This is a genomic window from Aquimarina sp. EL_43 (assembly GCF_943422735.1).
In the GTDB taxonomy this organism is placed as follows: domain Bacteria; phylum Bacteroidota; class Bacteroidia; order Flavobacteriales; family Flavobacteriaceae; genus Aquimarina; species Aquimarina megaterium.
In genome coordinates this window covers 4,364,853-4,390,465 of the sequence record NZ_CALSBR010000001.1, presented here as the reverse complement: position 1 = coordinate 4,390,465, position 25,613 = coordinate 4,364,853, and the positions used below count along the sequence as shown (strand labels likewise).

Annotated in this window: 24 protein-coding genes; 13 read left to right on the top strand and 11 right to left on the bottom strand. The window is 32.8% G+C overall.

Going from position 1 to position 25,613, the window contains the following annotated elements; all coding sequences use genetic code 11:
* Positions 1–72 precede the first annotated feature (72 nt).
* The 6 genes from NNL09_RS18850 (at position 73) to NNL09_RS18825 (ending at position 9,009) form a co-directional block, all read left to right on the top strand.
* Positions 73–597 carry a hypothetical protein gene (locus NNL09_RS18850; RefSeq protein ID WP_025663624.1) on the top strand — a complete coding sequence of 175 codons (525 nt, stop codon included), beginning with the start codon at positions 73–75 and terminating at the stop codon, positions 595–597.
* 198 nt (positions 598–795) lie between these two features.
* On the top strand, positions 796–963 hold the full coding sequence (locus NNL09_RS18845) for a hypothetical protein (protein WP_165944061.1): 168 nt from the start codon (positions 796–798) through the stop codon (positions 961–963).
* A gap of 244 nt (positions 964–1,207) precedes the next feature.
* Positions 1,208–3,829 carry a TonB-dependent receptor domain-containing protein gene (locus tag NNL09_RS18840; protein WP_025663623.1) on the top strand — a complete coding sequence of 874 codons (2,622 nt, stop codon included), beginning with the start codon at positions 1,208–1,210 and terminating at the stop codon, positions 3,827–3,829.
* 417 nt (positions 3,830–4,246) lie between these two features.
* Positions 4,247–7,216 (top strand): TonB-dependent receptor domain-containing protein, encoded by a 2,970-nt coding sequence (locus NNL09_RS18835; protein ID WP_196910283.1) that lies wholly within the window; start codon positions 4,247–4,249, stop codon positions 7,214–7,216.
* Positions 7,217–7,464: 248 nt separating this feature from the next.
* Positions 7,465–8,703, top strand: a complete 1,239-nt coding sequence (locus tag NNL09_RS18830; RefSeq protein WP_196910284.1) for a mechanosensitive ion channel family protein — start codon at positions 7,465–7,467, stop codon at positions 8,701–8,703.
* Positions 8,704–8,721: 18 nt separating this feature from the next.
* Positions 8,722–9,009 (top strand): DUF3817 domain-containing protein, encoded by a 288-nt coding sequence (locus tag NNL09_RS18825; protein ID WP_196910285.1) that lies wholly within the window; start codon positions 8,722–8,724, stop codon positions 9,007–9,009.
* 52 nt (positions 9,010–9,061) lie between these two features.
* Here NNL09_RS18825 and NNL09_RS18820 read toward each other — a convergent pair whose 3' ends face one another.
* On the bottom strand, positions 9,062–11,107 hold the full coding sequence (locus NNL09_RS18820; RefSeq protein WP_196910286.1) for an HD family phosphohydrolase: 2,046 nt from the start codon (positions 11,105–11,107) through the stop codon (positions 9,062–9,064).
* 290 nt (positions 11,108–11,397) lie between these two features.
* Here NNL09_RS18820 and NNL09_RS18815 point away from each other — a divergent pair, with 290 nt between their 5' ends.
* The 7 genes from NNL09_RS18815 (at position 11,398) to NNL09_RS18785 (ending at position 16,997) form a co-directional block, all read left to right on the top strand.
* Positions 11,398–12,576, top strand: a complete 1,179-nt coding sequence (locus NNL09_RS18815; protein WP_025663617.1) for an acetyl-CoA C-acyltransferase — start codon at positions 11,398–11,400, stop codon at positions 12,574–12,576.
* A gap of 121 nt (positions 12,577–12,697) precedes the next feature.
* The gene (locus NNL09_RS18810; RefSeq protein WP_025663616.1) at positions 12,698–13,447 is read left to right on the top strand and encodes a C40 family peptidase; all 750 of its coding nucleotides are present in this window, start codon (positions 12,698–12,700) and stop codon (positions 13,445–13,447) included.
* Between the two features lie 155 nt (positions 13,448–13,602).
* On the top strand, positions 13,603–14,130 hold the full coding sequence (locus tag NNL09_RS18805) for a GNAT family N-acetyltransferase (protein ID WP_196910287.1): 528 nt from the start codon (positions 13,603–13,605) through the stop codon (positions 14,128–14,130).
* Between the two features lie 71 nt (positions 14,131–14,201).
* Positions 14,202–14,783, top strand: a complete 582-nt coding sequence (locus tag NNL09_RS18800; protein WP_025663614.1) for a TetR/AcrR family transcriptional regulator — start codon at positions 14,202–14,204, stop codon at positions 14,781–14,783.
* Positions 14,784–14,848: 65 nt separating this feature from the next.
* A complete protein-coding gene (locus tag NNL09_RS18795; protein WP_196910288.1) occupies positions 14,849–15,598 on the top strand; it encodes an SDR family NAD(P)-dependent oxidoreductase in 750 nt (249 codons plus the stop codon).
* A 248-nt stretch (positions 15,599–15,846) separates the two neighbouring features.
* Positions 15,847–16,158, top strand: coding sequence for a hypothetical protein (locus NNL09_RS18790; RefSeq protein WP_035094892.1), 312 nt, complete (start codon positions 15,847–15,849; stop codon positions 16,156–16,158).
* Between the two features lie 86 nt (positions 16,159–16,244).
* Complete coding sequence (locus NNL09_RS18785) at positions 16,245–16,997, top strand: SDR family NAD(P)-dependent oxidoreductase (RefSeq protein WP_025663612.1); 753 nt, start codon at positions 16,245–16,247, stop codon at positions 16,995–16,997.
* A gap of 153 nt (positions 16,998–17,150) precedes the next feature.
* Here the strand turns inward: NNL09_RS18785 and NNL09_RS18780 are convergent, their stop codons facing one another.
* The 10 genes from NNL09_RS18780 to NNL09_RS18735 all read right to left on the bottom strand — a co-directional run bounded on the left by NNL09_RS18780 (position 17,151) and on the right by NNL09_RS18735 (position 25,527).
* Positions 17,151–17,606 carry a hypothetical protein gene (locus tag NNL09_RS18780; protein ID WP_025663611.1) on the bottom strand — a complete coding sequence of 152 codons (456 nt, stop codon included), beginning with the start codon at positions 17,604–17,606 and terminating at the stop codon, positions 17,151–17,153.
* 6 nt (positions 17,607–17,612) lie between these two features.
* Positions 17,613–18,290: a DUF2461 domain-containing protein gene (locus NNL09_RS18775; protein WP_025663610.1), complete on the bottom strand. Its 678-nt coding sequence runs from the start codon at positions 18,288–18,290 to the stop codon at positions 17,613–17,615.
* A gap of 154 nt (positions 18,291–18,444) precedes the next feature.
* Complete coding sequence (locus tag NNL09_RS18770) at positions 18,445–18,864, bottom strand: CBS domain-containing protein (protein ID WP_025663609.1); 420 nt, start codon at positions 18,862–18,864, stop codon at positions 18,445–18,447.
* 154 nt (positions 18,865–19,018) lie between these two features.
* Positions 19,019–19,252 (bottom strand): cytochrome C oxidase subunit IV family protein, encoded by a 234-nt coding sequence (locus NNL09_RS18765; protein ID WP_035094890.1) that lies wholly within the window; start codon positions 19,250–19,252, stop codon positions 19,019–19,021.
* A 55-nt stretch (positions 19,253–19,307) separates the two neighbouring features.
* Entirely contained in the window at positions 19,308–19,883 is a 576-nt protein-coding gene (locus NNL09_RS18760) for a cytochrome c oxidase subunit 3 (RefSeq protein ID WP_025663607.1), read from the bottom strand.
* A gap of 67 nt (positions 19,884–19,950) precedes the next feature.
* Entirely contained in the window at positions 19,951–20,925 is a 975-nt protein-coding gene (locus NNL09_RS18755; protein WP_196910289.1) for a DUF438 domain-containing protein, read from the bottom strand.
* The gene (locus tag NNL09_RS18750) at positions 20,926–22,695 is read right to left on the bottom strand and encodes a nitric oxide reductase activation protein NorD (RefSeq protein ID WP_196910290.1); all 1,770 of its coding nucleotides are present in this window, start codon (positions 22,693–22,695) and stop codon (positions 20,926–20,928) included.
* 9 nt (positions 22,696–22,704) lie between these two features.
* Positions 22,705–23,541, bottom strand: coding sequence for a CbbQ/NirQ/NorQ/GpvN family protein (locus NNL09_RS18745; protein ID WP_196910291.1), 837 nt, complete (start codon positions 23,539–23,541; stop codon positions 22,705–22,707).
* 189 nt (positions 23,542–23,730) lie between these two features.
* The gene (locus NNL09_RS18740) at positions 23,731–25,071 is read right to left on the bottom strand and encodes a cbb3-type cytochrome c oxidase subunit I (protein WP_025663603.1); all 1,341 of its coding nucleotides are present in this window, start codon (positions 25,069–25,071) and stop codon (positions 23,731–23,733) included.
* Between the two features lie 21 nt (positions 25,072–25,092).
* Positions 25,093–25,527 carry a cytochrome c gene (locus NNL09_RS18735; protein ID WP_025663602.1) on the bottom strand — a complete coding sequence of 145 codons (435 nt, stop codon included), beginning with the start codon at positions 25,525–25,527 and terminating at the stop codon, positions 25,093–25,095.
* Positions 25,528–25,613 lie beyond the last annotated feature (86 nt).

The window sequence follows — 25,613 nt, the reverse complement described above, 5'->3', positions numbered from 1 at the left end:
ATTACCAATTAAGATATTTAGATTTTAGCATATTTTAGTTTTTTTGTAAATTTATAACTAATAAATACACAAATGAAAACTTTAAAAACTCTAATCGTAGTGGTATTTTTGATGTTTACCGCTGTTAACCACGCGCAATCTGACGAAAAAAAAGACCAACAAAATTCTTCACAAGAAACAGTAACTAAGACGATTCGTATCAAAGGGCCTAATGGTGAAGAAAAAGTTATTAAAAAACAAGAAGTTATTACTAAAAAAGGCAAAATAAAGTTTAGCCCTGACGGTGAAGATCAAATTAATCAATCTGCTATTTATGAAGATGATGAAGTAGTAGTACAAAAGTTTGAAACCACTTCTGATATGGTAGGTTATACTAAAGTTGCTGATGAAAAAGGTTTTATAATGACTTTTTTAAATAAATCAGGAGATAAAGTAGCTAAAGTAAGACCACTTAGAAAGGGACTTTATATTGTGAACTCTGGAGGTAATGATAACTGTCTAGGGTATTTTGATGAAAACAAAAATTTCATCCTAGAAATGTATGATTCCAAAATAGATGAGGTAACCAAAATTGTATATAAATATCAAGAAAACTAAATATTAAACAATATTAATTTACAATTAAAACCGGATCTCTAATAAGATTCGGTTTTTTTATGATGTATACCATAGATCTTTCTATGTAAACTTCTATTTATAAATAATTTATGATAAATAATAGGCACAGCTTTATTTGAAAAACCTAAATTTAGGTGATGATTTAAAATCATAGTATAAATCTTAAAACCAAAAATTATGTTACAAACAATTTTAAATTTTAAAGGAGTCCAGAAACTTAACAGAAAACAACTTCAGGTTATTAAGGGTTCTGGATGGCCTAGAAACGAACAAGATTGCCTAGCTTGTGGTGGTGAATGGAGTGCTCCCTTATGTGCACTACCATGGAATTCTCCATGTGCATAAGTAGTAAAAGTAATTAAATATTTCGAAACTTAAGGGTGTAAAATATCGACGTAAATCCTTACACCCTTAATTTATAAATAATGTTCATCTTTTTTGGTTTTATAAGCAATTTTAATACTTCTTTTTTTTAACTGCAATCGCCAATGAAACTAGGGATTCAATTAAAAAACATGTGAGAGTTTATGCTAAATACCAACCTTTTAGATATATTTAAGGACACAATCACCTTAAATAAACATTTTTTATGAAAAAAATCACACTCATTTTATTTTGCTTATTCACTAGTTGGTGCTTTAGCCAACAAGTAATAACAGGGACAGTTACTGACTCTTCGGGATCTCCGTTACCTTATGTAAATATTATAGAAAAAGGATCTGCAAAAGGTACGACAACAGATAATCAAGGAAACTACTCAATTGCTGTAGACGCAAATGCTATTCTTGTATTTAGCTTTATTGGTTTTGAGACACAAGAAATAGAAGTAGGAACACAAGAAAAAATAGATGTCACCCTCCTCGAAGGAGAATCACTAAGCACAATTATTGTGGTTGGGTCCAGAAGCCCAAAAAGAACTGCAACCGATACTCCTGTAGCAATTGATATTATCGATATGCAAGATATTATTACCAAAAGTGGTAAAATAGAAATTAATGAACTTCTGCAATATACTGCTCCTTCTTTTAATGCAAATAAGCAATCAGGATCAGATGGAGCTGATCATATCGACCCGGCAACATTACGTGGTCTTGGACCAGATCAAACTTTGGTTTTAATAAACGGAAAAAGAAGACATTCTTCTTCTTTAATTAATGTTTTTGGAACCCGTGGAAGGGGAAACTCTGGAACAGATCTTAATGCTATTCCTGCATCTGCTATTAAAAGAATTGAAGTCTTAAGAGACGGTGCTGCTGCACAATATGGTTCTGATGCTATCGCTGGTGTTATTAATATTGTTCTAAAAGATAATGTTAATAAATTAACAGGAAGTATTAGTTATGGCGCTTATAATGCGAATGCCAAAGGAGATTTTCCAGCAGGAACACCTAATACCGATGGAAATCGTTTGGATACAGAAAATGATGGAAATATGATTGCTGATGATAAAAATTTTGATGGAGGATCTGTAAAAATAACTGCCAATTATGGGGTAGAGATTGGAGAAAGAGGCTATGCAAACTTTACTACAGAATATCTTAGTAAACACAAAACATTACGTCCTGGTTTTGATTTCAGAAGAGGTTTTGGTGAAGCTGCTATAGATGGTTTTAATTTCTTTGCTAATGCCGCAATCCCAATATCTGAAAAAACTGAGATATATGCTTTTGGAGGAAGAAATTATCGTGACACAGACGCTTTTGCATTTACGCGTAACGACGGAGAGCGTGTGATACCATCAATTTATTCGAATGGCTTTACACCAAGGATAACATCAAATATCATCGATAACTCTGTTTCTGCCGGTGTTAGAACCGAAACCAAAGACGGTTGGAAAATTGATATTAATAATACATGGGGTAAAAATAATTTTCACTATTTCATCAAAGGAACTTTAAATGCATCGTTACAAGGTTCTTCACCAACAGATTTTGATGCTGGTGGACATAGTTTAAGTCAAAATACAACCAGTCTTGACCTTTCTAGATATTATCCAAACATCCTTAAAGGATTAAACATTGCTTTTGGTACAGAATACAGAACCGAAAATTTCGTAATTTTTGCTGGTGAAGAAGGATCTTATGCAACGTATGATGTAAATGGTCTGCCGATTACAGATCCTGCAAATCAAACACAGCCTACAGATCCTCTTTCTGGAGAATTGAGGCCTGGTGGGTCACAAGGGTTCCCAGGATATAGTCCTGCAAACGAGGTGGATCGCTCAAGGTCTAACCTTTCTATATATGCAGATGCAGAATTAGATATTTCTGACAGTTTTTTATTAGGAGTTGCAGGAAGGTTTGAAGAATATAGTGATTTTGGAAGTACCACTAATGGTAAATTAGCTTTTAGAATTAAAGCTACAGAAGCTATTAATATTCGTGGATCTGTAAGTACCGGTTTTAGAGCTCCTTCCCTAGCTCAGATATATTACAACCTTAGGTTCACTGATTTCCAGGGGGGTATTGCAACCGAAACCTTATTATCTGCTAATAATAGCCCTGTAACAGCTTCTTTTGGAATTGACCAACTCGATGAAGAAACAGCGCTAAATGGAGCCTTAGGTGCAACAGCAACTTTTGGAGGGTTTACAGCTACAGTAGATGGGTACTATATTAATGTTAAAGATAGAATTGTATTGACAGGAACATTTGCGGCTCCTCAAATACCAAATGTAGCAGAAGCACAGTTCTTCGCCAATGGTGTGGATACAGAAACTATTGGTTTAGATTTAATACTATCCTGGAAAGGAAACTTTGATTTTGGTAATATATCAGCAACATTAGCCGGAAATATTAATAATATGACTATTGAAGATGTAAACAATGGAAGCCTAGACGAAGCTACCTTCTTCGGAGAAAGAGAAAAAGCATTCTTATTAGCCTCTGCTCCAGAAAGTAAATTTGCTTTTAATGCTAATTATAGCAAAAACAAATTTAATGCAGGACTTGGCTTGACACATTTTAGTGAGATTGTTCTTATCGATTTTGCAGATACAGAAGATGTATATGGTGCTAAAATTACTGCTGATCTAAATCTAGGATACAAGTTAACAGAAAATCTAAAATTTACTATTGGAGGAAACAATATCTTTAATGAGTATCCTGATCAACAGAATGACGGAGAAACAGAAGCTGGTGGATACTGGGATGCTGTTCAAATGGGATTTGGTGGAGCTTATTACTATGCTAGATTAGATTTTAATTTCTAAAACAACAAAACACCTAAAAGTATATACTAAAAGACCGCTTAAAGCGGTCTTTTTACTTTTCATTTGTACATCCTTTCTTTTTTTCTTGTTTAAACATAAAACTAGAACTTTCTTAAATACAACATAACTCTTATCTTCTTAATAATAACTTATAGTGTTTTCCTACATCTGCTCATCGTTTTGAGCCTAAAATATAGCAGCCGAATTTGGCTAACATCCCACCAGAACAACTTCTATTACTACATATTTTAAGTATCAATTCTTAAGGTTTTCAAAGTAAAAAAAACACATTTTTTTATGATTTTTTCACATATATTTTGAAAAATTCATAATACTTTATGTTAAATACTATCATTTTTAAATATATTTAGCCGACAATCATTTTAAACCAACATTCATTTAAACACAAATTATTACATGAAAAAACTCGCATTTATTTTAATCGTACTATCCACAAGTCTGTGCTTTTCGCAACAGACAGTAACTGGAGTCGTCTCGGATGCAGATGGTTCTCCTTTACCTGGAGTAAATATTATTGAAAAAGGAACCAGTAATGGTTCTACAACCGATTTTGATGGTAAATACAGCATCGAAGTTAATCCAGAAAGCATTCTGGTTTTCAGCTATGTAGGCTTTAATTCTAAAGAAGTATCTGTAAATTCTCAAACGATCATCAATATCTCACTAAATAGTGGAGCAGAACTAGAAGAGATTATCTTAGTAGGATCCAGAGCCCTACCAAGAAGTAATACTACTTCTTCGCTTCCTGTTGATGTATTACCAGCAAAAGAACTAACTTCTACTGGTCAAATTACATTCGATAAAGCGTTACAATATAAAATACCATCATTTAATACCGTTCAAACACCAGTAAATGATGCTACTTCATTATTAGATCCTTACGAGATTAGAAATATGGGACCGAGTAGGACCTTAATTCTTATTAACGGAAAACGTAAAAACTTAAGTGCTTTATTATATACTCAAACCTCTCCGGGAAGAGGGGAAACCGGCTCAGATATTTCTGCAATACCAACAGATGCTATAAAACGAGTAGAAATATTAAGAGATGGTGCATCTGCACAATATGGTTCTGATGCTATCGCAGGTGTGATGAATATTATTCTAAAAGACAATCCCGAAGAAGGTTCGGTGACCATTAGATCAGGAATTACATCTGAAGGAGACGGAGAAACGATTGGTATTAGTTTAAATAATGGTAGTTCTATAGGAGAAGATAAAGGTTTTTTTAACTATACTGTAGATTTCTCTAAGGTAAGCTTGGCTAACAGACCAGGAACTGTAGATGCACAAGGGGAATTTGATGATTTTGTATTCACAAATCCAGATAGCTATAGCAGCTATTTAGATGCTGGAGGACAAGCTTTAGACGGGGGTGCTACACTAACAGGTCTTACGGCAGAGCAAGCTCAGCAAGAATTTATTGATAACTATGTAGGCACTCCTAATCATACTACCAGGCTTGCAGAAATCAATGCTGCCAATACACAAGGAAGAGCAGATGTTGATCAATTTTTGGCTCTTAAACCAGATGCCGGAAATATTAACGGGTCACCAGAAACATCTGCAGCAAAATTTTTGGTAAACGGTGGATATGATATCAGTAAAAATACACAGATCTATATGAATGCCGCTTATGTGTATAAAAAAGTAAATAGTTTTGCTAATTATAGGACTCCATATTGGAGAACATTGACAGACTTTCCGTATCTGGCAGATTTTTTCCCTGATGGGCCAAATGGTCAATATATAGGGTATGTACCTACTTTTGAAGGAGATCTTAATGATTATAATGCAACCATTGGTTTTAAAACTAAAAGAAATGGTTGGAATTATGATCTAAGTTATACTACTGGGGGTAACACACAAACCTATAAAGTAAATAACTCCCACAATCGTAATACGGTATATTCTCCATCTACATGGATTGACTCTAATGACAATGGTACTGTAGATCCTGGTGAACTCACACAAGGTTCTGAATTGTATAGAGAAAATAGCCCTATATCATTTGATCCCGGAGGAACTGGATTCAGACATAGTGTAGGAAATATTGATATCGCAAAATTACTTACCGATAAAATCAGTATTGCTTTTGGAGCAGAATTTAGAACAGAAACCTTTGAAATTATTGAAGGAGATCTTGCCTCGTATGATGGCGGTGGTGCTGATTCATTTGCCGGGAATAGTCCCGAAAATTCAGGAACTTTTAACCGTTATAATTTTGGAGGATATTTGGATATAGCGTATGATATTACCGAAGATTTTTTGGTTAACGGTACAGTTAGATTAGAAGATTATAGTGATTTTGGTGACGCTTTTGTGTGGAAATTGAGTTCACGCTACAAATTTTTAGAAGATAAATTAACGTTAAGAGCCTCTATCTCTACAGGATTTAGAGCACCAACACTTCATCAAATTTATACTCAAAAAGCGCAGTATAGTTTTGTTCCGGGAGCAGGAATTCAAGTTGGCGGACTAATAAATAATGTTTCTCCTCAAGCAAAATTATTAGATATTCCACAATTAGATGCAGAAGAATCTACAAATATAACTGTAGGTATTGGGGCTAAAATCAACAACAATATAAACTTCACAATTGATTATTACAATATTCAGGTTGAAGATAGAATTGTACTTAGTACCGAAATTGGAAAAACTGCCACCGATGCCGTTGGTAATAGTATTGGTAATACAAACCTTGATCAATTACTAAATAATAATAATCTAAATGATCTAAGCTTTTTTGTTAATGCATTAGACACCAGAACTTCTGGTATAGATGTCGTTGCAAATTATAAAAATATAGATCTTGCCGGTGGTTCTCTTGGGTTTAGTTTATCTGGTAATTATACAATAGAAAACGAAAGAGATGGAGATGTTAAGAATCCGGCAATTGTTGCGAATGCAGGACAATCTGTCGTTAACCTAACTCAGGAAGCTTTATTCTTTACCTCTAGGCCTAAGACCAAATGGATTTTGGGAACCAATTACATTATCGGTAAATTTGGGTTTAACCTAAATAATACATATTTCGGAAAAACAGAATTTAGACAACAAGGTTTAGGTCCTAATTTAAAAACTGAGTTTATCCCAAAAATTGTTACGGATTTAGGTATTGATTTTAATGCAACAGATAAATTTACTGTGTCTGTAAACGTTAACAATCTATTAAACGTTTTACCAGAATGGGAATTTAAATCTCTTAACGCTGCTGGTGATGCACTTCTTAATGATCCGGCAGAATTAAAAACCCGTTCTAATTTAATCACTTTTAATCAAAGGTATTCTCAAATGACGTATAATGGTTTTCATTTTAGTCAATTAGGTACTATGTTTAATGTATCACTAAACTATAAACTATAGTTAATTAAATTAGAATGGATTGTTTAAATAACAGCTAAAAAACATCCATTCTGTCATATAAAGCAGAGTCGAAACATACCTAAAGTAAAAGATGATTGTCTTTCGGCTCTGCTTTACATGTCAAAAAAATAAACTTTTCTGCCCCTCTTATTTGCTCTATATCTTTTAAAAAAGTTAAATCTTTCACTTTATGTATTGTATCAAAAGCTAGAATCCTATTTTTGCATGAATTTTAGTAATAGATATTCATGAAAGATTTAACCCGTTACTTTTACAACCTTTTGGTTTCAAAAGGTATTTCAGAACATACAGCAGAATACTTAAACCTTCTTATTGGGATATGTATCCTGGTAGTTGTTCTTTTTGTATTAGATTTTGTAATGAAAAAAGTTATTGTAACGATCTTTAAAAGCTATGCTTCAAAATCTAAAAATACTTTTGACGATTATTTGGTTAAAAATAAAACCTTTGATTACCTAGCACATATAGTACCATTATCGCTAACCATATGGATTGTTCCCATGCTGTTTATTGCTTTTCCTACAGCAGAAAAATATCTGGAAACCCTATTCAATATTATGGTTATTGTTTTAACGATATGGATTTTAAGAAGTATCCTTAGAACGTTTAGAGATTTTTTAAAATCTTTAGACTCCTTTAAAGATAAACCTATTGACAGTTATGTACAGGTGTTTATGATATTTGTATGGTTTATAGGGGCTATTCTGGTATTCTCATCAATGACGGGGAAATCAATATGGACATTTTTAACAGCACTTGGAGCTATGTCTGCCGTTATCCTTCTAATTTTTAAAGATACTATCCTGGGGTTTGTTGCAAGTATACAAGTAGCAGTAAATGACACCGTGAGAATTGGGGATTGGATCACTATGCAAAAATATGGAGCAGATGGAGATGTGATCGAGATTAACCTATCTTCGGTAAAAGTTCAGAATTTTGATAAAACGATCACTACAATCCCAACGTATTATCTTACATCGCAATCATTTAAAAACTGGCGAGGTATGATGAATTCTGGTGGAAGAAGAATTAAAAGAGCATTGTTAATCAAAACATCGAGTATTTCATTTTTATCTGAAGATGATCTCAATAAATTAAAAAAAATTGAACTTATTGAAGGGTATCTTACTACAACTCAACAAAAAATAGACTCTTACAATCAAGAATCTAAGATTGATAAAAGCGTGTTGATGAACGGAAGAAACCTGACCAACATGGGCGTTTTTAGAATGTATGTAGAGTTATACCTAGAAAACCACCCGTTTATCAATAAGGAAATGACAATTATGAGTCGTCAATTACCACCTTCTGCACAAGGAACACCTTTAGAAATATATGCCTTTAGTAATAACAAAGTTTGGAAAAACTATGAACAGATAATGGCAGATATTTTTGATCATTTACTATCTGCAATACCCTATTTTAATCTAGAGGTATTCGAACTAAATTATACTCCTGAAAAATAACGTAACACCAATAATTTTATGATTTCAAGCTTTAGAATAATCAGCTATCTTGAGGGTATTTCATACCTACTTATTCTCTTTGTAACCATGCCTTTAAAATATATTTTCGAATCTCCAGAGCCTAATAAAATAATAGGAATGGCTCATGGATTTCTTTTTCTAATTTATATTGTATTTGCATTTCTTGTGAAACCAGAAAAACAATGGAACACCAAAACACTTATGATTGTCTTAGTTTGCTCTATTATCCCTTTCGGAACTTTTTGGATGGATCGAAAATACCTTGGTAAAACAATAAAAGCATAGAATCAATATAAAAGATACCCTTCTTATTGGCAAAGTCTTACGTAAATCAATATTACTCTGGATATTCTATTCTAAGATGGTAAATATTGGTTAGTTTACGTTTAAAGACTTTTTTGATCTGTTGGATTTCTTTAAAAGTAATATTGGCATTCAGAAACTGATCATCTTCCATTTGTTTACTCACTATTTTTTCTACAAAAGAATCGATCAAACTACTTGTAGGATTTTTAAGGCTTTTTGAAGCAGCCTCTACACTATCACTCATCATCAAAATAGCAGTTTCTTTAGAAAATGGTTTCGGACCAGGGTACCTAAAATCCTCGATATTCACATTTTCATTAGTTTCTTTTTCCTTACTATAAAAATAGTAAACAGTACTAGTACCATGATGAGTTCTAATAAAATCAATAACACGATCGGGTAAATTATTTTTTTTGGCAATCTCTATGCCTCGTATCACATGATTAATAATAATTTTGGCACTCTCTCTTGGAGATAATACATCATGCGCATTACCAGAGGCAGATTGATTTTCGGTAAAATATGTAGGGTTGGCCATTTTACCAATATCATGATATAACGCTCCTACTCTTACCAGCATAGCATTAGCCCCTATTTCATTAGCAGCAGCCTCTGCAATATTGGCCACATTAAGTGAATGGTGAAATGTTCCTGGTGCTTTATTAGACAATTCTTTAAGTAAAACCGAATTTGTATCACTAAGTTCTAATAATGAAACATCAGAAATCAATCCAAAAACCTTTTCATAAGCATAGATTAAAGGGTGCACTATAAGAGTTGCAAATCCACTTATCACAAACAACCCCACCGTTACCCAGTCGATATTACTTATACTTCCTTCATGAATAATATGAAATGCAATATACGCCAGGATATAAATTAATGTGATCTGGCCCACAGAAATAAACAAATTAGCTCTCTTAAAAGATTCTGAAATTGTTAATATCGTTACAATTCCTGCAATAATCTGTAAAAAGGTATACTCATAACTATTAGGAACAACAAATCCCAATATAAGTACTGTAATAACATGAGTAAACAACCCCAATCTCGAGTCAAAAAATGCTTTAAGAACCAGAGGAAGAATACACAAAGGAACAACATATATATATTCTGATCGATATTTAACCACCAAAGTGGTTATCAATACCAGAAAAAGAACATTGAAAAAAATAAAAGTTACCTGAGTATTGTTTTCATATATATCTGTTCTATATTTTTTAATAAACAATAGGAGCATCATAAGCGCTAATGAAACCAATAAGCAATATCCTAATACAATCCAGTAGAAGTTTTTATCGCTCCATACCTGGGATTCATATTCTGCTTTTAACGAATTTAATATTTGTAATTTATCTCCTTCTACTACCTCTCCTTTGGCTATAATTCTGCTCCCCCTAGACACTCCTCCTCTTGTAGTAAGAACTTTCTCTAGTTCAATTTCTAAAGTACTCTCTGTTAGTCTTTTGTTTAATCTTACATTTGGCTTTATCAAATCATAAAACAGTGCGACGTAATCGCTTTTAAACTTTGTATATTCACTTTTATCAATACGAGAATTAATAGTTTTAGTTAAGGCATCAGAGGTTAGAATTTGGCCATATGTTATTGCTTCTGCAGTATTTCCTTTATTTAAAAAAATTTGTCTATCACTGCCATAAGAGTATTTTTCTTGCAGCACTCCATGTCTATATATATCATTTAACAATATTCTACCAAAAAGCTTTGCTTGGTCTCTGCTGCTACTTTGATCAAGTACTTTTAAATAATTAGAAAATGTAGTATCATAAGATTCTTTAGCAGAATTAGCAATTATAGTATCATACTCAAAATAGGGAATTACATTATCATTAATTCGTTTTTTCTCTTCCTCTATTTCTGCTTCAGTTTTTGCAATAGCAAAATCAAAAGGAGCGTATAAATTCTCATATTGCCAAGGTTTACCTTTTGTAAATTCATATTTAAATATCCCCCCTTTAGGAAATAAATATACAATGAGTGCTGTAGTGCATATAAAAAGAAAAATCCTATATATAGAGGATTGTCTTTTATATAATTTGTTCAAAAAACTTTTCATGATCCTATTTTTTTTTAATCAATCCCAATTCACTGATTAAAAATTCAATATTACTTGTAATGTCTTTTCAGCATTGTTTCTCTATCAAACATTTTAGTTCATAATTCATAAAATCCAATAACTAAAACTTTATTTATGTACCCTACAAGTAGTATTATATAAATTACTCAAAAGTAATAAAAAATAAGTCAGCACCTCATTATAACTCTTGTTAGTAACTTCACTATGCATATCCTTTAAAAATCACTAAATTCGCAAAAAACAATACACACATTTTTAAAACATAAATAATGAGTAAAGAAGTAGTAATCGTATCTGCAGCACGTACACCAATAGGAAGTTTTATGGGAAGCTTATCTACTGTTCCGGCTACCCAATTGGGAGCTACTGCAATCAAAGGTGCATTAGATAAAATAAATCTGGATCCTTCACTAGTTCAAGAGGTATATATGGGTAATGCAGTTCAGGCTGGAAATGGACAAGCTCCTGCCAGGCAAGCTGCATTAGGAGCAGGTATCAACGACACTGTTCCTTGTACAACCGTAAATAAAGTATGCTCGAGTGGTATGAAAGCTGTTATGCATGCTGCACAAACTATTGCTTTGGGTGATGCAGATATTGTAGTTGCTGGAGGGATGGAAAATATGAGTTTAATACCTCATTATGTGCGATTAAGAGCAGGGCATAAATTTGGACCTCAGACTATGGATGATGGTATGCAAAAAGATGGATTAGTAGATGCTTATGATCATAATGCAATGGGAGTTTGTGCAGATCTTTGTGCTACAGAACATAATTTTAGCAGAGAAGATCAGGATGCTTTTGCTATTCAATCTTATGAACGTTCTGCAAAAGCTTGGGCAGATGGTAAATTCAATAATGAAGTAGTACCTGTAGCAGTACCACAACGTCGTGGAGAGCCTATTATGATTACAGAAGACGAAGAGTATAAAAACGTAAAAATGGAAAAAATACCTGCTTTACGTCCTGCTTTTTCTAAAGAAGGAACAGTTACTGCTGCAAATGCTTCTACAATTAATGATGGTGCAGGAGCTGTTGTTGTTATGAGTGCCGAAAAAGCTCAAGAACTTGGATTAGAGCCTCTTGTAAGAATAAAAAGTTATGCAGATGCTGCACAAGAGCCGAAATGGTTTACTACTGCGCCAGCAAAAGCATTACCAAAAGCAATAGAAAAAGCAGGAATCTCTCTTGATGATGTAGATTTCTTTGAATTTAATGAAGCTTTCTCTGTTGTTGGGCTAGCAAATCAAAAAATTCTGGGACTTAATGACACCAATACCAATGTAAATGGGGGTGCTGTTTCTTTAGGACATCCACTAGGATGTTCTGGTGTACGAATATTAATTACCTTAATCAACGTATTAGAACAAAACGACGCCAAAATCGGTGCTGCAGCTATCTGTAATGGTGGTGGTGGTGCATCGGCTATGGTAATCGAAAGAGTATAGTTGTACATTAGAAAACCGAAGTTAAGGGCCGAAAGCTATTCCCCTTAACTTCGATTTTCTGAATTTCAATCTAATCATATAATAATCTGACGTTTATTCGTCTTTTTCCTATAAAAAATTCATGCAATACGGTATTTGTAATTTAAGTATTGTCCCGTTACGTTTTGAACCTCAAGACCCTAGTGAAATGGTTTCCCAGATATTATACGGTGAACATTTTAAAGTGTTAGAAAAACGTAAAAAATGGAGTAAAATTCGATTGGCTTTTGATCGTTATGAAGGCTGGATTGATAACAAACAATATATAGAAATCACCGAAGAAGAATATACTAATTTCGATAAAAAACCGCTTTGCATGGTGGGAGATATGGTCGAATTTGTAAGCTGTGATGAGAACCAACTAATGCTTATTCCTCTTGGATCTTCTCTGAAAGCATTAGACTTTTTTAAACATCACTATGAAGGGGCTCGAATTACAGAAAAACAACCTAAAGATAATATCATAAATACCGCTTTTCTATTTCTTAATGCGCCGTACCTATGGGGTGGAAAAACAAATTTTGGTATTGATTGTAGTGGCTTTTCTCAAATGGTATATAAACTTAATGGGTATAAATTATTACGAGACGCATCTCAACAAGCAACTCAAGGAGATCCGTTAAGTTTTATAGAAGAAAGTGAACCTGGAGATCTTGCATTTTTTGATAATGAAGAAGGGGCAATTACCCATGTAGGTATTATAATGAAGGACAACTATATCATTCATGCGCATGGTAAAGTACGTGTAGATCGTATCGATCATACTGGGATTTATAATGCCGAGAAACGTACACACACGCATAAATTAAGAGTAATCAAACGAATTATCTAGTTAAGATACATTCGCTTTGATCTTTTATACTTATTAATTAATTGCTGCAATCATAATCTTTATTTTCTAAGTTCCCAGAACTTGATAGCTGTAAATGTAGTGATGATCTTATCTAGGTTTTTAAAAAATTAGTATCCAATTAATTCAGTATCAAAATGGAATTACCAGAAGTTCTAATCAAACCAGTGCAACCAGAAGATAACCGTAAGTTATTGGATATCGGACGTCAGACATTTTATGATGCCTTTGGTCCTCCTCATAACACAGAAGAAAATATCAATGGGTACCTTAATGAAAAATTCACCTTGGATAACATTACACAAGAACTTCAAAATCCAAACTCTAAGTTTTACTTTGCGACAATAAATAATGATATAGCTGGGTATATTAAAATAAATTTTAGTAATGCTCAAACAGAACCCGTAGAAGGTAACACTCTAGAAATAGAACGAATATATGTCGTAAAGGAGCATCAGGGCAAAAAAATTGGGCAATTGCTATTTCAAAAAACCTTACAAATAGCAAAAGAAAAATCTATAGAGTTTATCTGGTTAGGTGTCTGGGAGAAAAATCCCGGGGCTATCAAGTTTTATAAAAGAAATGGTTTTAAAATCTTTGATACTCACAGATTTATGTTAGGAACAGATCTTCAAACAGATATGATGATGAAACTCATTTTATAAACTTTATGATTTTTATAACAATACACATTGCTAATTTTAATTATTTTTGAAACGATCATTTCATTATAAGTATGCCAAAAGTAGAAACATTTAATAGAAACACAGTTTTGCAAAAAGCTACCGAAGTATTTCATAAAAAGGGATATAATGGTACTTCTATGCAAGATTTGGTAGATGCTACTGATTTAAATCGATCTAGTATTTACAACTCTTTTGGAAGTAAATTAAATATGTTTCTCGAAGTTCTTTCGCATTATCAATCTATATACGGAAACAGTTTTAGCCAAAAGTTAGCACAATCTTATAATGCAACCGAAGCCATTGAAGCTATTTTTGATTTATATATTCACGAAATTATTAATGATAATGATCGTAAAGGTTGTTTGGTTATTAATTGTAAATCAGAAATGACAAACCAGGAGCCTTTGATTAAATCCTTTATGGAAAAAAATCAAGATAGAATGATTGCAATGCTCGAAGATATTGTGACCAAAGGGCAAATGGAAAAGATATTTAACCAGAATCAGACAGCTGGCCAATATGCATTATACCTCTTTTCGTCTATACAAGGACTTAGAATGACAGGAATACTAAATAAAAATGAAAATGATTTAAGGAATCTCACTCGTACTGTACTCAAAGTACTATACTAATTTTTTTTAACCTATTTTGAAACGATTGTTTCAAATAAACTATTTATAAATACAAAAATAATACAATGAAAAAGTTACAAAACAAAGTTGCAGTTATTACAGGGGCCAATAGCGGAATAGGATTGGCAACAGCAAAGCTATATTTACAGGAAGGAGCCAAAGTGGTACTTTCGGGAAGGCGTCAAGAAGCACTAGACGAAGCTGCAAAAGCACTTGAAGGCGATTTAATTACCGTAAAAGCAGATGTAGCAAAAGCAGAAGATAACAAAAGATTAATTGAAGAAGCAACCACTAAATATGGAAAAATTGATGTGTTATTTCTAAATGCCGGAATTGCACCGGTAGCTCCTACACACGAAATAACAGAAGAGCATTACGATACTTTATTTAATACCAATGTAAAAGGGCCAATATTAGCTACCAAAGAAGCATTACCTCATATCAATGACGGTGGGGCTATATTATTTACAAACTCTATTGTTTCTCAAAAAGGGTTTGATGGATTAGGTGTTTATTCTGCGACCAAAGGAGCATTACGAGCCTATCAACGTGTTTTAACCTCTGAGGTGAAATCTAGAGGTATTCGTGTTAATTCTATTGCGCCGGGACCTATCGAAACACCTCTTTATGGTAAAATGGGACTACCAGAAGATGTTGTAGAAGAAATGGGTAAAGGTTTTGCTCAACAAGTACCATTAGGCCGTTTCGGAACTTCTGAAGAAGTTGCAAAATCAGCTTTATTTCTAGCCTCAGAAGATGCATCTTTTATTAATGGTGTGGATTTAGAAATTGATGGTGGACTAAGTCAAATATAAAATACTTCTTCGTAAAAAAAAAGGCTGATTTCTATCAAAATCAGCCTTTTTAAATATGTCTCAATTCTTTTATCGTTCTTTTTAGTATCAAAACTCTATAAAACTCAAAATATTAGGTTTTGCATAACACATTGATTATTTGTATATTATCATCCGAAAATTAATGATACGTATAAAAAAAACCTACTTTTTTTGCGTAATTTCCAGACAAATCCCATCTGGTATACACTTCTTAAAACCACTATACTATGGGAGAAAAAAATGATACTCGCAAATGGTTCTGTCAAACAGAATTATATAGAAATTTCTTCAAAAAAATAATACCTGTTACTACAAATAGACATAGCTATACTTATCATAAAGCAATAACGCTTCAAAATAACAAGTCAACCTCAGATATATTCTTTTCGGGATATCGTTTATTCTTCAATTCTAAAAATTTCTTAACACATACACATAATTCTAATGGTATACATCATGTATATTACTACAATGATGATTTCTACCGTATATTCGATAAAAATAATTCTAGTTCTACTTCTCCAGTAGAAACCCTATAAAGGAGTTATCGGATTGTCATATATATCGTTTAGCATATTCGAAATAATTGCCTCAAGTAAAATTTATTAACAAAAAATCAATTAAGATGAAAAAACTGCACAACAAAGTAGCTGTTATTACAGGAGCAAACAGCGGAATCGGATTAGCAACGGCCAAGCTGTATTTACAAGAAGGTGCCAAAGTGGTACTCTCAGGAAGACGCCAGGAAGCATTGGATGAAGTTTCAGAAACACTTGTAGGGGATTTTATAACCGTTACAGCAGATGTAGCCAAACCAGAAGATAATAAAAGATTGATTAAAGAAGCTATAAATAAATATGGTAAAATTGATATTCTATTCCTTAATGCTGGCGTTGTTTTACGTCCCACTCCAACTCATGAAATCACAGAAGCACATTATGAAGAGATTTTTAATATTAATGTAAAAGGACCAATATTAGCCGTTAAAGAAGCATTACCACATATTAATGATGAAGGAACAATCCTTTTTAATAACTCTGTAGTAACACATCGAGCTTTTGACGGTCTAGCGATATATTCTGCCACCAAGGGTGCATTACGTGCTTACCAAAGGGTTTTAACATCAGAAGTAAAGTCCAGAAGTATTCGCGTTAATTCTATTTCTCCAGGGCCTATTACAACTCCTATTTTTAGTAAAATGGGACTACCAAAAGATGTTTCAGAAGAAATGGGAAAAGGTTTTGCCAGTCAAGTACCTTTAGGTCGTTTTGGGACTCCAGAAGAAATAGCTAAATCTGCTTTATTTCTGGCATCTGATGATGCATCTTATATTAATGGTATAGAATTAGAAGTTGATGGAGGAATGACTCAGGTTTAATTTCCTTTATCTATTCTATCACGACATAAACTACATTAAATCAAGATCGAAGAGTTTGTTGTTTACTGATCAATATATCTGTGAGGTTTTATTAATAAATCATTTTAAGTTTAAAAACCTCACAGAATTTTCCAATGTTAATAATATAATTTTTTAAAACGTCAAGCTCAGACAGTCCTGATCAGATAATTGTTTCCATTGTTTACATAGCTCATTAAAACTGGATTTGATTTTTTTAACATCGGATAATTTCATTTTTGGAGGTTGAATTGACATCGTATTTGTTTCCCAAATAACCAAAGAAATAAATTCTTCTATTGTACTAGAACCCGAACCTAATGCTTGAAGATTTCTTGCTAAGACCTCGGCAAGCCAAGATTCTTTTCCTAAGGTTTTAATAATTTCTTTATTAGAAAGGTCTTCTATAGTCATCCCTGATTTTATCATTCCATAAAACCCTTGTTTTAAACCAAAATAAGATTCTACAACAAAATGTGCCATATCATGATTAGGAAGATCAGGGCCTAAACCAGTACTGGTTATACTGCCATCTTCTCTAATACAAGACAATACATTTCTTCTATTATCTTTTATGATTCGTATTTCCATTATTCTCTAATCAATTAAAGAAACACCATTAAGGTCCGTAGTAAGCACATCACTCATGTAATCAAAAAATGGTCTTAGCAATTCATAATGGTATACTACTTTATCTAGAAAATCAGGTGCAAAAACCTCATCATCTGTAAAGTTATGAGCGACAAAAAATGATTTGTTTTTGATCAAATCAATATTAGGGTGATCTTTACTAAATCCTTTTGGAGCTGTTTTTACCTGGTTTGAAGAGTCAAAACCATTAAATGCTTTCTTGAAATCTGCATTTGATAATATTTCACGAATCTCTTGGTCATCCATTTCGAATTCTTTCCTAACTCGTAATAAATCTGCTGGTTCTGGGCTAAAAAAACCTCCTGCCATAAGTGAATTACCTGGTTCTAATCGCAAATAATACCCTCCTCTCCTATGTGCTCCTGCCCTACTAAAACTTGCGCTGCGATGCACATTATACGGTGTTTTATTTTTACTAAAACGAACATCTCGATTAATTCTAAATACTTTAGTTTTTTCGATCTCGTCTTTCTCATTTAATCGTTCTGCAACAGATGCATAAAATGCTTTGAGTATTTTTTCATTACTTTGATACTGTTTCTTATTTTCTGTCATCCAATCTCGATGATTGTTTTCTTTTAGATCTTTTAAAAATTCAAATATTGTTTTTGGTATGGTACTCATATAATATACTTTGATCTTAAAAATACTAAAATCTGTTTTCTCTATAGAAGTTTAACTAAATTTTATGGAATACAGTAGATCAAACTTTACTTTATTTCAACAAAAAAGAGAAGCACATTGCTTCCCTTTTTTGCATTTTCTAAAAACTGGGTTATTAGAATTGATCTAATAAATAATTTATCAAATCTGTTGTGGTTACTATACCTACCAGTTTATCATTATCTACTACGGGTAATGCATGAAATTCTTTTTTTGACAATATTTCTGCAACTTCTTTGATTGTTGTACTAGAACTTACACTTATCAGATTTTTTGCCATTACCTGTTCTATAGTAAACATTTCGTAAACTACCGTGTCAACATCTTGCTCATCTATTTCTACGGCATCGGCAAAACTTATACGTAGTAAATCTGTATAACTTAACATACCAATAATGGCATCGCCACTAACTACAGGAATATGACGAATATTATTTTCTTTAAATAGCTTTTCCGCTGTTTCTAAACCATTAGTGTGATTTAAGGTAATTACATCGGAAGTCATAATTTTGGAAACAGGTGTTCTTTTTTTCATTCTATTAGGTTTAAATTCTATACTAAAGATAGGATCAAACTCATAAAAAAATTATGATAAATATCAGTTCATGTATTCAAAATTTGTGTCGATATTTCAATACATTATTCCTATCAATTGCAGATCGATTCACAGTTATAAAATGATAACATCATTAAATCATTAAAACAATGATAACCAATGCTATTGCATAACCTATTATAATAGATTGCCAAAAAGTATGTGCTTTTTTTAAGTCCATAAAATAAAACGATACGCCAATAAATTTTAATGCAGATAATAGTAAAATGATAAAAGAAATATTTTTATTTATTGCACCTGATATTATTCCCGAAATAACGGTTAGCAATATTAAAAACACATAGGTAATAGTTATACTTTTTTTCATGGGATATCTTTTAAAATTAGTGTACATCACTTAAAACAGACATGTCTCTTTTTTATCAAAAAAATAAATAAATTATAGGAAAAATAAATAACCATATCAAATCACACATATGCCAAAATGAAGCACTTGCTTCAACATCTTCTATATTTGTTTTCTCTTTTCTTAGTCCGAAGTAAACAGAGCCTAATATCACCAAACCAACAATAACATGTATGACATGAAATAAAGTGAGTAACCAATAAAATGTAAAAAACAAATTATGATTAATATCAAGGCCTAGATTTATTTTCTCGTTATATTCAAAGGTCTTTATTAGTAAAAATAGTATTCCAAACAGCATGGTTACTAATAACAGTATTTTAGATTTTTGTGGGATATTAATTTTTAGATAATGAACCGAAATTGCCATACAAAAACCGCTGGTAAGCAAAAGAATAGTATTAAGAATTCCATAAACCGGATTTAACAGCATCCTTGATTGATGAAAAAGATCAGGTTCTTGTTTGCCACAATATACCATTGCTATTATAGCCATTCCAAAAGTTATTAATTCTAAAGAAATTATGATCCACATAAGAATTCCTCCTGGCGGGTAGTATATATTGCTATAGTTAATAGTTGTTTGTTTCATTTATCTTCTTTAATCCTTCACTACTTGTATAGAGTTCTATCTAACAATTGTACTTTTCTTTATATTTTTAATCCCAATCCAACAGTCGTTTTTCTCCTTTCAGTTTTTGAATTTCGGTTACATCCTGGGACATTTCGATAACTCCTTTATAATTTTTGTGTTTATCTCTAATGGCAAAGTATCGGATATGAATTACCTGACCTCTGTAATTAAACCAGAATTCTGCCACGTCTTTTGTACCAGCTCTAAACTCATCTACTATACGTAGTACCATATCTACACTTTTGGGAGGGTGACAAAAACGAACTTCTCTTCCTATAATTCCTTTGCTTCTGGGAAAAACGCGATCTTCTCCCCGATTATAAAAAATGACTTTGTCGTTTTCGTCTACATAAGTAATATCAACCGGTAAATAGCGAAGCAATAGGTTTACCTGATTTGGGGTCATGTAACCCTCATCATAATGAAAGGTATCTTCTAAAGAAAATGGTAAATCACGTTCGGTAAAATCTTCGCTTGGGTGAATATATGCTGTTTCTATTGCGGGATATGGCTTTGGTTTCTGGGGTAACATCCACCCCATTTCTTCATCTCCTTCATAAAATTCTTTCCAATCTTCTTCACTAAGTATTTGCATGGCAATAGGAAACAATCTCATATCTTCAAGAGTGAGAAGGCGCTTTATTCCTTCTATCAAATACGGAAGGTTTTCTATGATTTTAGTAGTATTTCTCTCTGCATTATGTGTATTCAGTAGCCTAATCTGGTCTCTTAAATTGTCATGAAAAGACCACATACCCCTACTGGGGCCATTCCAACCATGTTTCTCTAAATACGGAAATAGCTGGTTCTCTTTTCGAGCAAATCGTTTTTCTATAGTTGTTAATTGGTTAAATATATTGAAGTACTGTTGAAAGTCTTCTATCGCATCTGCTTCATATAATTCTGATAGTAATTCCTGGATGAGTTCACTTTCCTGATAATACACTTTTACCGGGTGTCCCTCGGGTAATTTCTCTACTTCTGGTAAAAAAGAATTCATTTAATTTTGGTATTTTATTTTTTCATAAAGCTGTACTAATGATTGTAAGAGTTCTACCGGTGTTGTTAAAATCTGATAATGATTCTGCCCGAACATTTGTGGTAGGTAGTATTTTGCCTGAGCTTCTATAGCTAATGCATACGAATTTATTTGTCTTTGGTTTAGTTCTCTAAGTGCTTGTTTCACATCGTTAATGCCATATTTCCCTTCGTATTTGTCATAATCATTAGGTTTCCCATCAGAAATAAGAATTACCCATTTATTTTTGGTAGTACGCTGATCCATTAGCATTCCAGAATGTCTTAGTGCAGCACCAATACGAGTATATCCACAAGGCGATACTGCTCCTATCTTAAACTTGGATGTATTCCAGTCATCTTCAAATCCTTTTAGAGTGATATAAGTAGAATAGTTTCTGGTTTTAGAATAAAAACATTGTATAGAAAAATCGACTCCAAACTCATTCAGGATTTCTCCAAAAATTATGGACACCTGTTTTTCTACATCAATTACTTTATTCCCAGCAGCATATCCATCACTAGATAAGCTAACATCTAACAATAATAAAATAGAAAGATCTTTTTCTTTTTTCCGTTTAGACACATACACTTTATCCGAAGGTGTATGTCCAGAATGCACATCGGTAAATAAGTCTGTAATCATGTCTAAGTCGAATTCTTCTCCTTGTACCTGTCTTCGTTGTTGTTGGTATTTATTATTAACAGAGGTAAGCATTTTACGAAGTCCCATTAAAGTCGAAGCATTTTCTTTTAATGTTTTTTTATAATACTCAATGTCGGTTTCGATTTGATTTTTAGGATAAACCTTACAAAAATCTGGTTTATAGTTTCGTTTAGAACAATCCCATTCGTCATAAGATATATGGTATCCTTTGGTATCTGCTTCAATGCTTTCTGAAATTGTTGTATTTTCTATAAAATCAGCCTGATATACAGAGTGTGTGGGATCATCAACCCTTACCGTATGTTTCATAGTAAGCTCTTCTAGTGCATTGGCATGCTCCTCTAGTTCATCATCTCCATCAAAATCACGCCATCCCCCGTCATACTCCTCTGCTGTTTCTACTTTTTCAAAATTATGGGTAAGTACATAATCTTCCTGTGTCTTTTTGTCTACTTCTATATTTACGATCTCTTCTACGGCATTAGCCTTTAGCGTAGTTTTGATTTCATCCAGAATTGCTTCTTTTGCTTTCTCAGAAAAATTCTTTAGCTCATATTTTGGTTTTAAAAATGGATCATTGCTCATCCATTTTCCATAGATATAGGTAAAATCTGGCTGTTTTTCTTTTGGTGTTATTGCTTCAAAACAGGTTTTTAGTTTCTGATATATCTCTAGTACAAAAGGAAATTGACCCTGTACTTCAATCAAAACCTTATCAGAGGTTTCTCTTGCTTTTTTTTGAGCCTCTTCTATAGCATATTCATCTGCTGGAGTAAAATTAAACCCCAGTTTTTTTTGCATCGATAAATAGACTGTTCTAAATACATAAAATGAAATATTTTCTTCTATCGTTAAAAATTCTGAAAAACGAGTTGGCAGAAAGAAATTATTATTCTTATATCCGCCTTCTCTTTCGGCCTCAAAAAGCTCTATTGCTTCTCCAGTTATTGCTCGAGCCAGAATCGTTAATCGTGGTTTTATATCTTCTAACTTTACTGCAAATTGATTTTTTTCCTGAGACTTTTTTTTCCGTCTTTTTAAAAAACTAACTACTTTGCTATATATGTATTCATCGGGCTCAAACATAAGATTCTGTTATATCATTAAATCACATAGGTCTGTCAATGCAGTCGTTATTTCCTCATCATCTGTTAGTGGTTCTACTACAGCTACCTTAACCGATAATCGTTTTGGCAATCCAGAATGAATCAATTTTGCAGCATCAACCAATAATCGTGTTGAAACCGTTTCTGTTAACCCTAATTCTGTAAGATTTCTGATCTTATTGGCAATATTCACCAGTTTTCTTGCTAATGCCTCGGTAACCCCTGTTTCATTTTCTATAATTTCAGACTCTATCTTTGGAGATGGATATTGAAATGATACTGCAATAAATCGTTGTCTTGTAGATGGTTTTAACTCTTTAAATCCTTTTTGATACCCTGGATTAAAAGAGGCAACCAACATAAAATCCCGATGTGCTTTTATAGTCTCTCCTAATTTATCAATAAACAACTCTCTTCGATGGTCTGTTAATGCATGAATTGCCACGATAACATCTGGCCTGGCTTCTGCTATTTCGTCGAGATAAATAATAGCTCCTTCTTTTACCGCTTTTGTCAAAGGACCATCTATCCATATAGTTTCTGCTCCTTTAATTATGTAACGGCCTATCAAATCTGTAGATGACGTCTCTTCATGACAAGAAATCGTAATTAGCTTTTTCCCTAATTGATATGCCATATATTCAATAAATCTTGTCTTTCCTGTTCCTGTAGGTCCTTTTAAAAGAACAGGAAGTTTATTTTTATAAGTATGCTCAAAAACTTCTATCTCCTTGGCAATGGGCTTATAAAAAGGTGGATTTAGTGGTACTTCTACACCTATTTTAGATAGTATTGTTTTGTTTCCGTTGGTAGCATTATGATCCATAATTTTATTGTTTTTTAAATTGAAAAAGGCCTAAAAAGTTATGAGTAGTAATAAATGAAGTCTTTCGAATCGTTTTATCACTGTAACATCAATCGTACATCTACAGTATATGGGGGAAAGGTAGATACATAAACGCAACATGTCTTTTTAGACCTTATCTTGAAAAAAGAAAACTATATTTTATATCAATTAGACTTCTCGAACTTCCATAGCTTCATCATTAGGGCGACCATGCTTTATGAAATCAATTATATATAATATGATTCCGATAGTAAATAATGATGCACAGAGAATCAATACAACGAAGTGAATGCTAATCTCTTTTTGTACAGCCATAAATTCCATTTTAAACTTACGTTCTAAATATACCTGAGCAACACCAGCGACACCAAAAGCAACTGTCATACCTATCATACCTATATTTGATGTCCAGAATGAAGTTCTTCCTCTTACACTATTGTACAATTTTCTACCTGTTAGATTTGGTAAAGAATAACTAATAATTGCAAGTACAATCATTGCATATGCTCCCCAAAAAGCAAGGTGACCATGCATGGCCGTAACCAGAGTACCATGCGTATATAAATTAGTTTGAGGTAATGTATGAGCGAAACCTAATAGCCCTGCTCCTACAAAAGACACAATTGCCGATCCTATCGTCCAGAATAACGCTATGGTATTAGGGTGTTTTTTCTCTCCTTTTCGATACATATTTACTGCAAAAAGTGCCATTGCTAAAAAGGCCAGAGGCTCTAAAGCAGAAAATATACCTCCAACAATTAACCATATTTTGTTAACTCCTATGTAATAATAATGGTGACCAGTACCTAATACTCCTGATAAAAAAGTTAACCCCACAATAACATACAACCATTTCTCTATAACCTCTCTATCAACTCCGGTAAGTTTTATTAGCAAGAAGGAAAGAATACCTCCCATAATAAGTTCCCAAACTCCTTCTACCCATAAATGTACTACCCACCAGCGAAAAAATGAATCCGTCACCTGGCTATCGAATGGTAACATTCCTGGCAAATACAATAAGGCAGCAAACAGTAATCCCATAGAAAGTACTAATGCTGTAGTTGTCCTACGTTTTCCTTTAAAAAGAGTTATGAGTATTAATCCTAAAAATAATAGAACATTAATAACAACCAAAAAATCTAATTGTCTTGGTATTTCTAAAAATTTACGTCCTTCCCACCAATTAAAGTGATATCCTATAATGGCAGTAACACCAACCAGTGCTAGTGAAATTAATTGTACATAAGCCAATTTTACATTTACAAGTTCACGTTGAGCTTCTTCGGGAATAATATAATATGCAGCCCCCATAAAGCCTGATAATAACCAGACTACTAATAAATTTGTATGTACAGCTCTAGCTGTATTAAAGGGAATAAAATCATGTAACCCATCCATACCAATACGAGCAAAACCCATAATAAATCCATAGGTAATTTGTAAGACCAATAGTAACATGGATAAGGCAAAGAACCAGTATGCTACTTTTTGAGATTTGTATTTCATCTATTTATATTTTTAAGTTATTTAGTTTTCATCTTTTGCTAATGGAGACACAACTCTATCAAAGCCATTTAGATCAATATCATCAATCCAATCAAAAAAGGCGATAAGATCTTTTGCTTCTTCTTCAGAGAAACCATAAGCTACCATCTTTCTGCCATTTGGTGCCCAGGGAACAGGAGTCATTAACACTGCTTTTACATACCCTTCTCCTCTTCTATCGAGAACCTTGGTTAGTTCTGGAGCATAATATCCTCCTTCTCCTAAAAGAGTATGACATCCCATACAATTATTTGTCTCCCATAACTGTTTTCCACGCACAACTTGTTCTGTTATGTTGGTATAGTTGGATTGATCTTGTTCTTCACTAAAAGAATAGATCGTTAACCCAATAAATGCCAAAAAAGTGACCAATGTTCCTCCCAGAAAGAAATTTCGCGCTTGTTTTTTAGATAACATAGTGATAATTAATTTAATTTATTATAAAAAGATCTTTTTATCTTTTATTGATGTAAAAATAAATAAACACAATGCCTCCAAATATG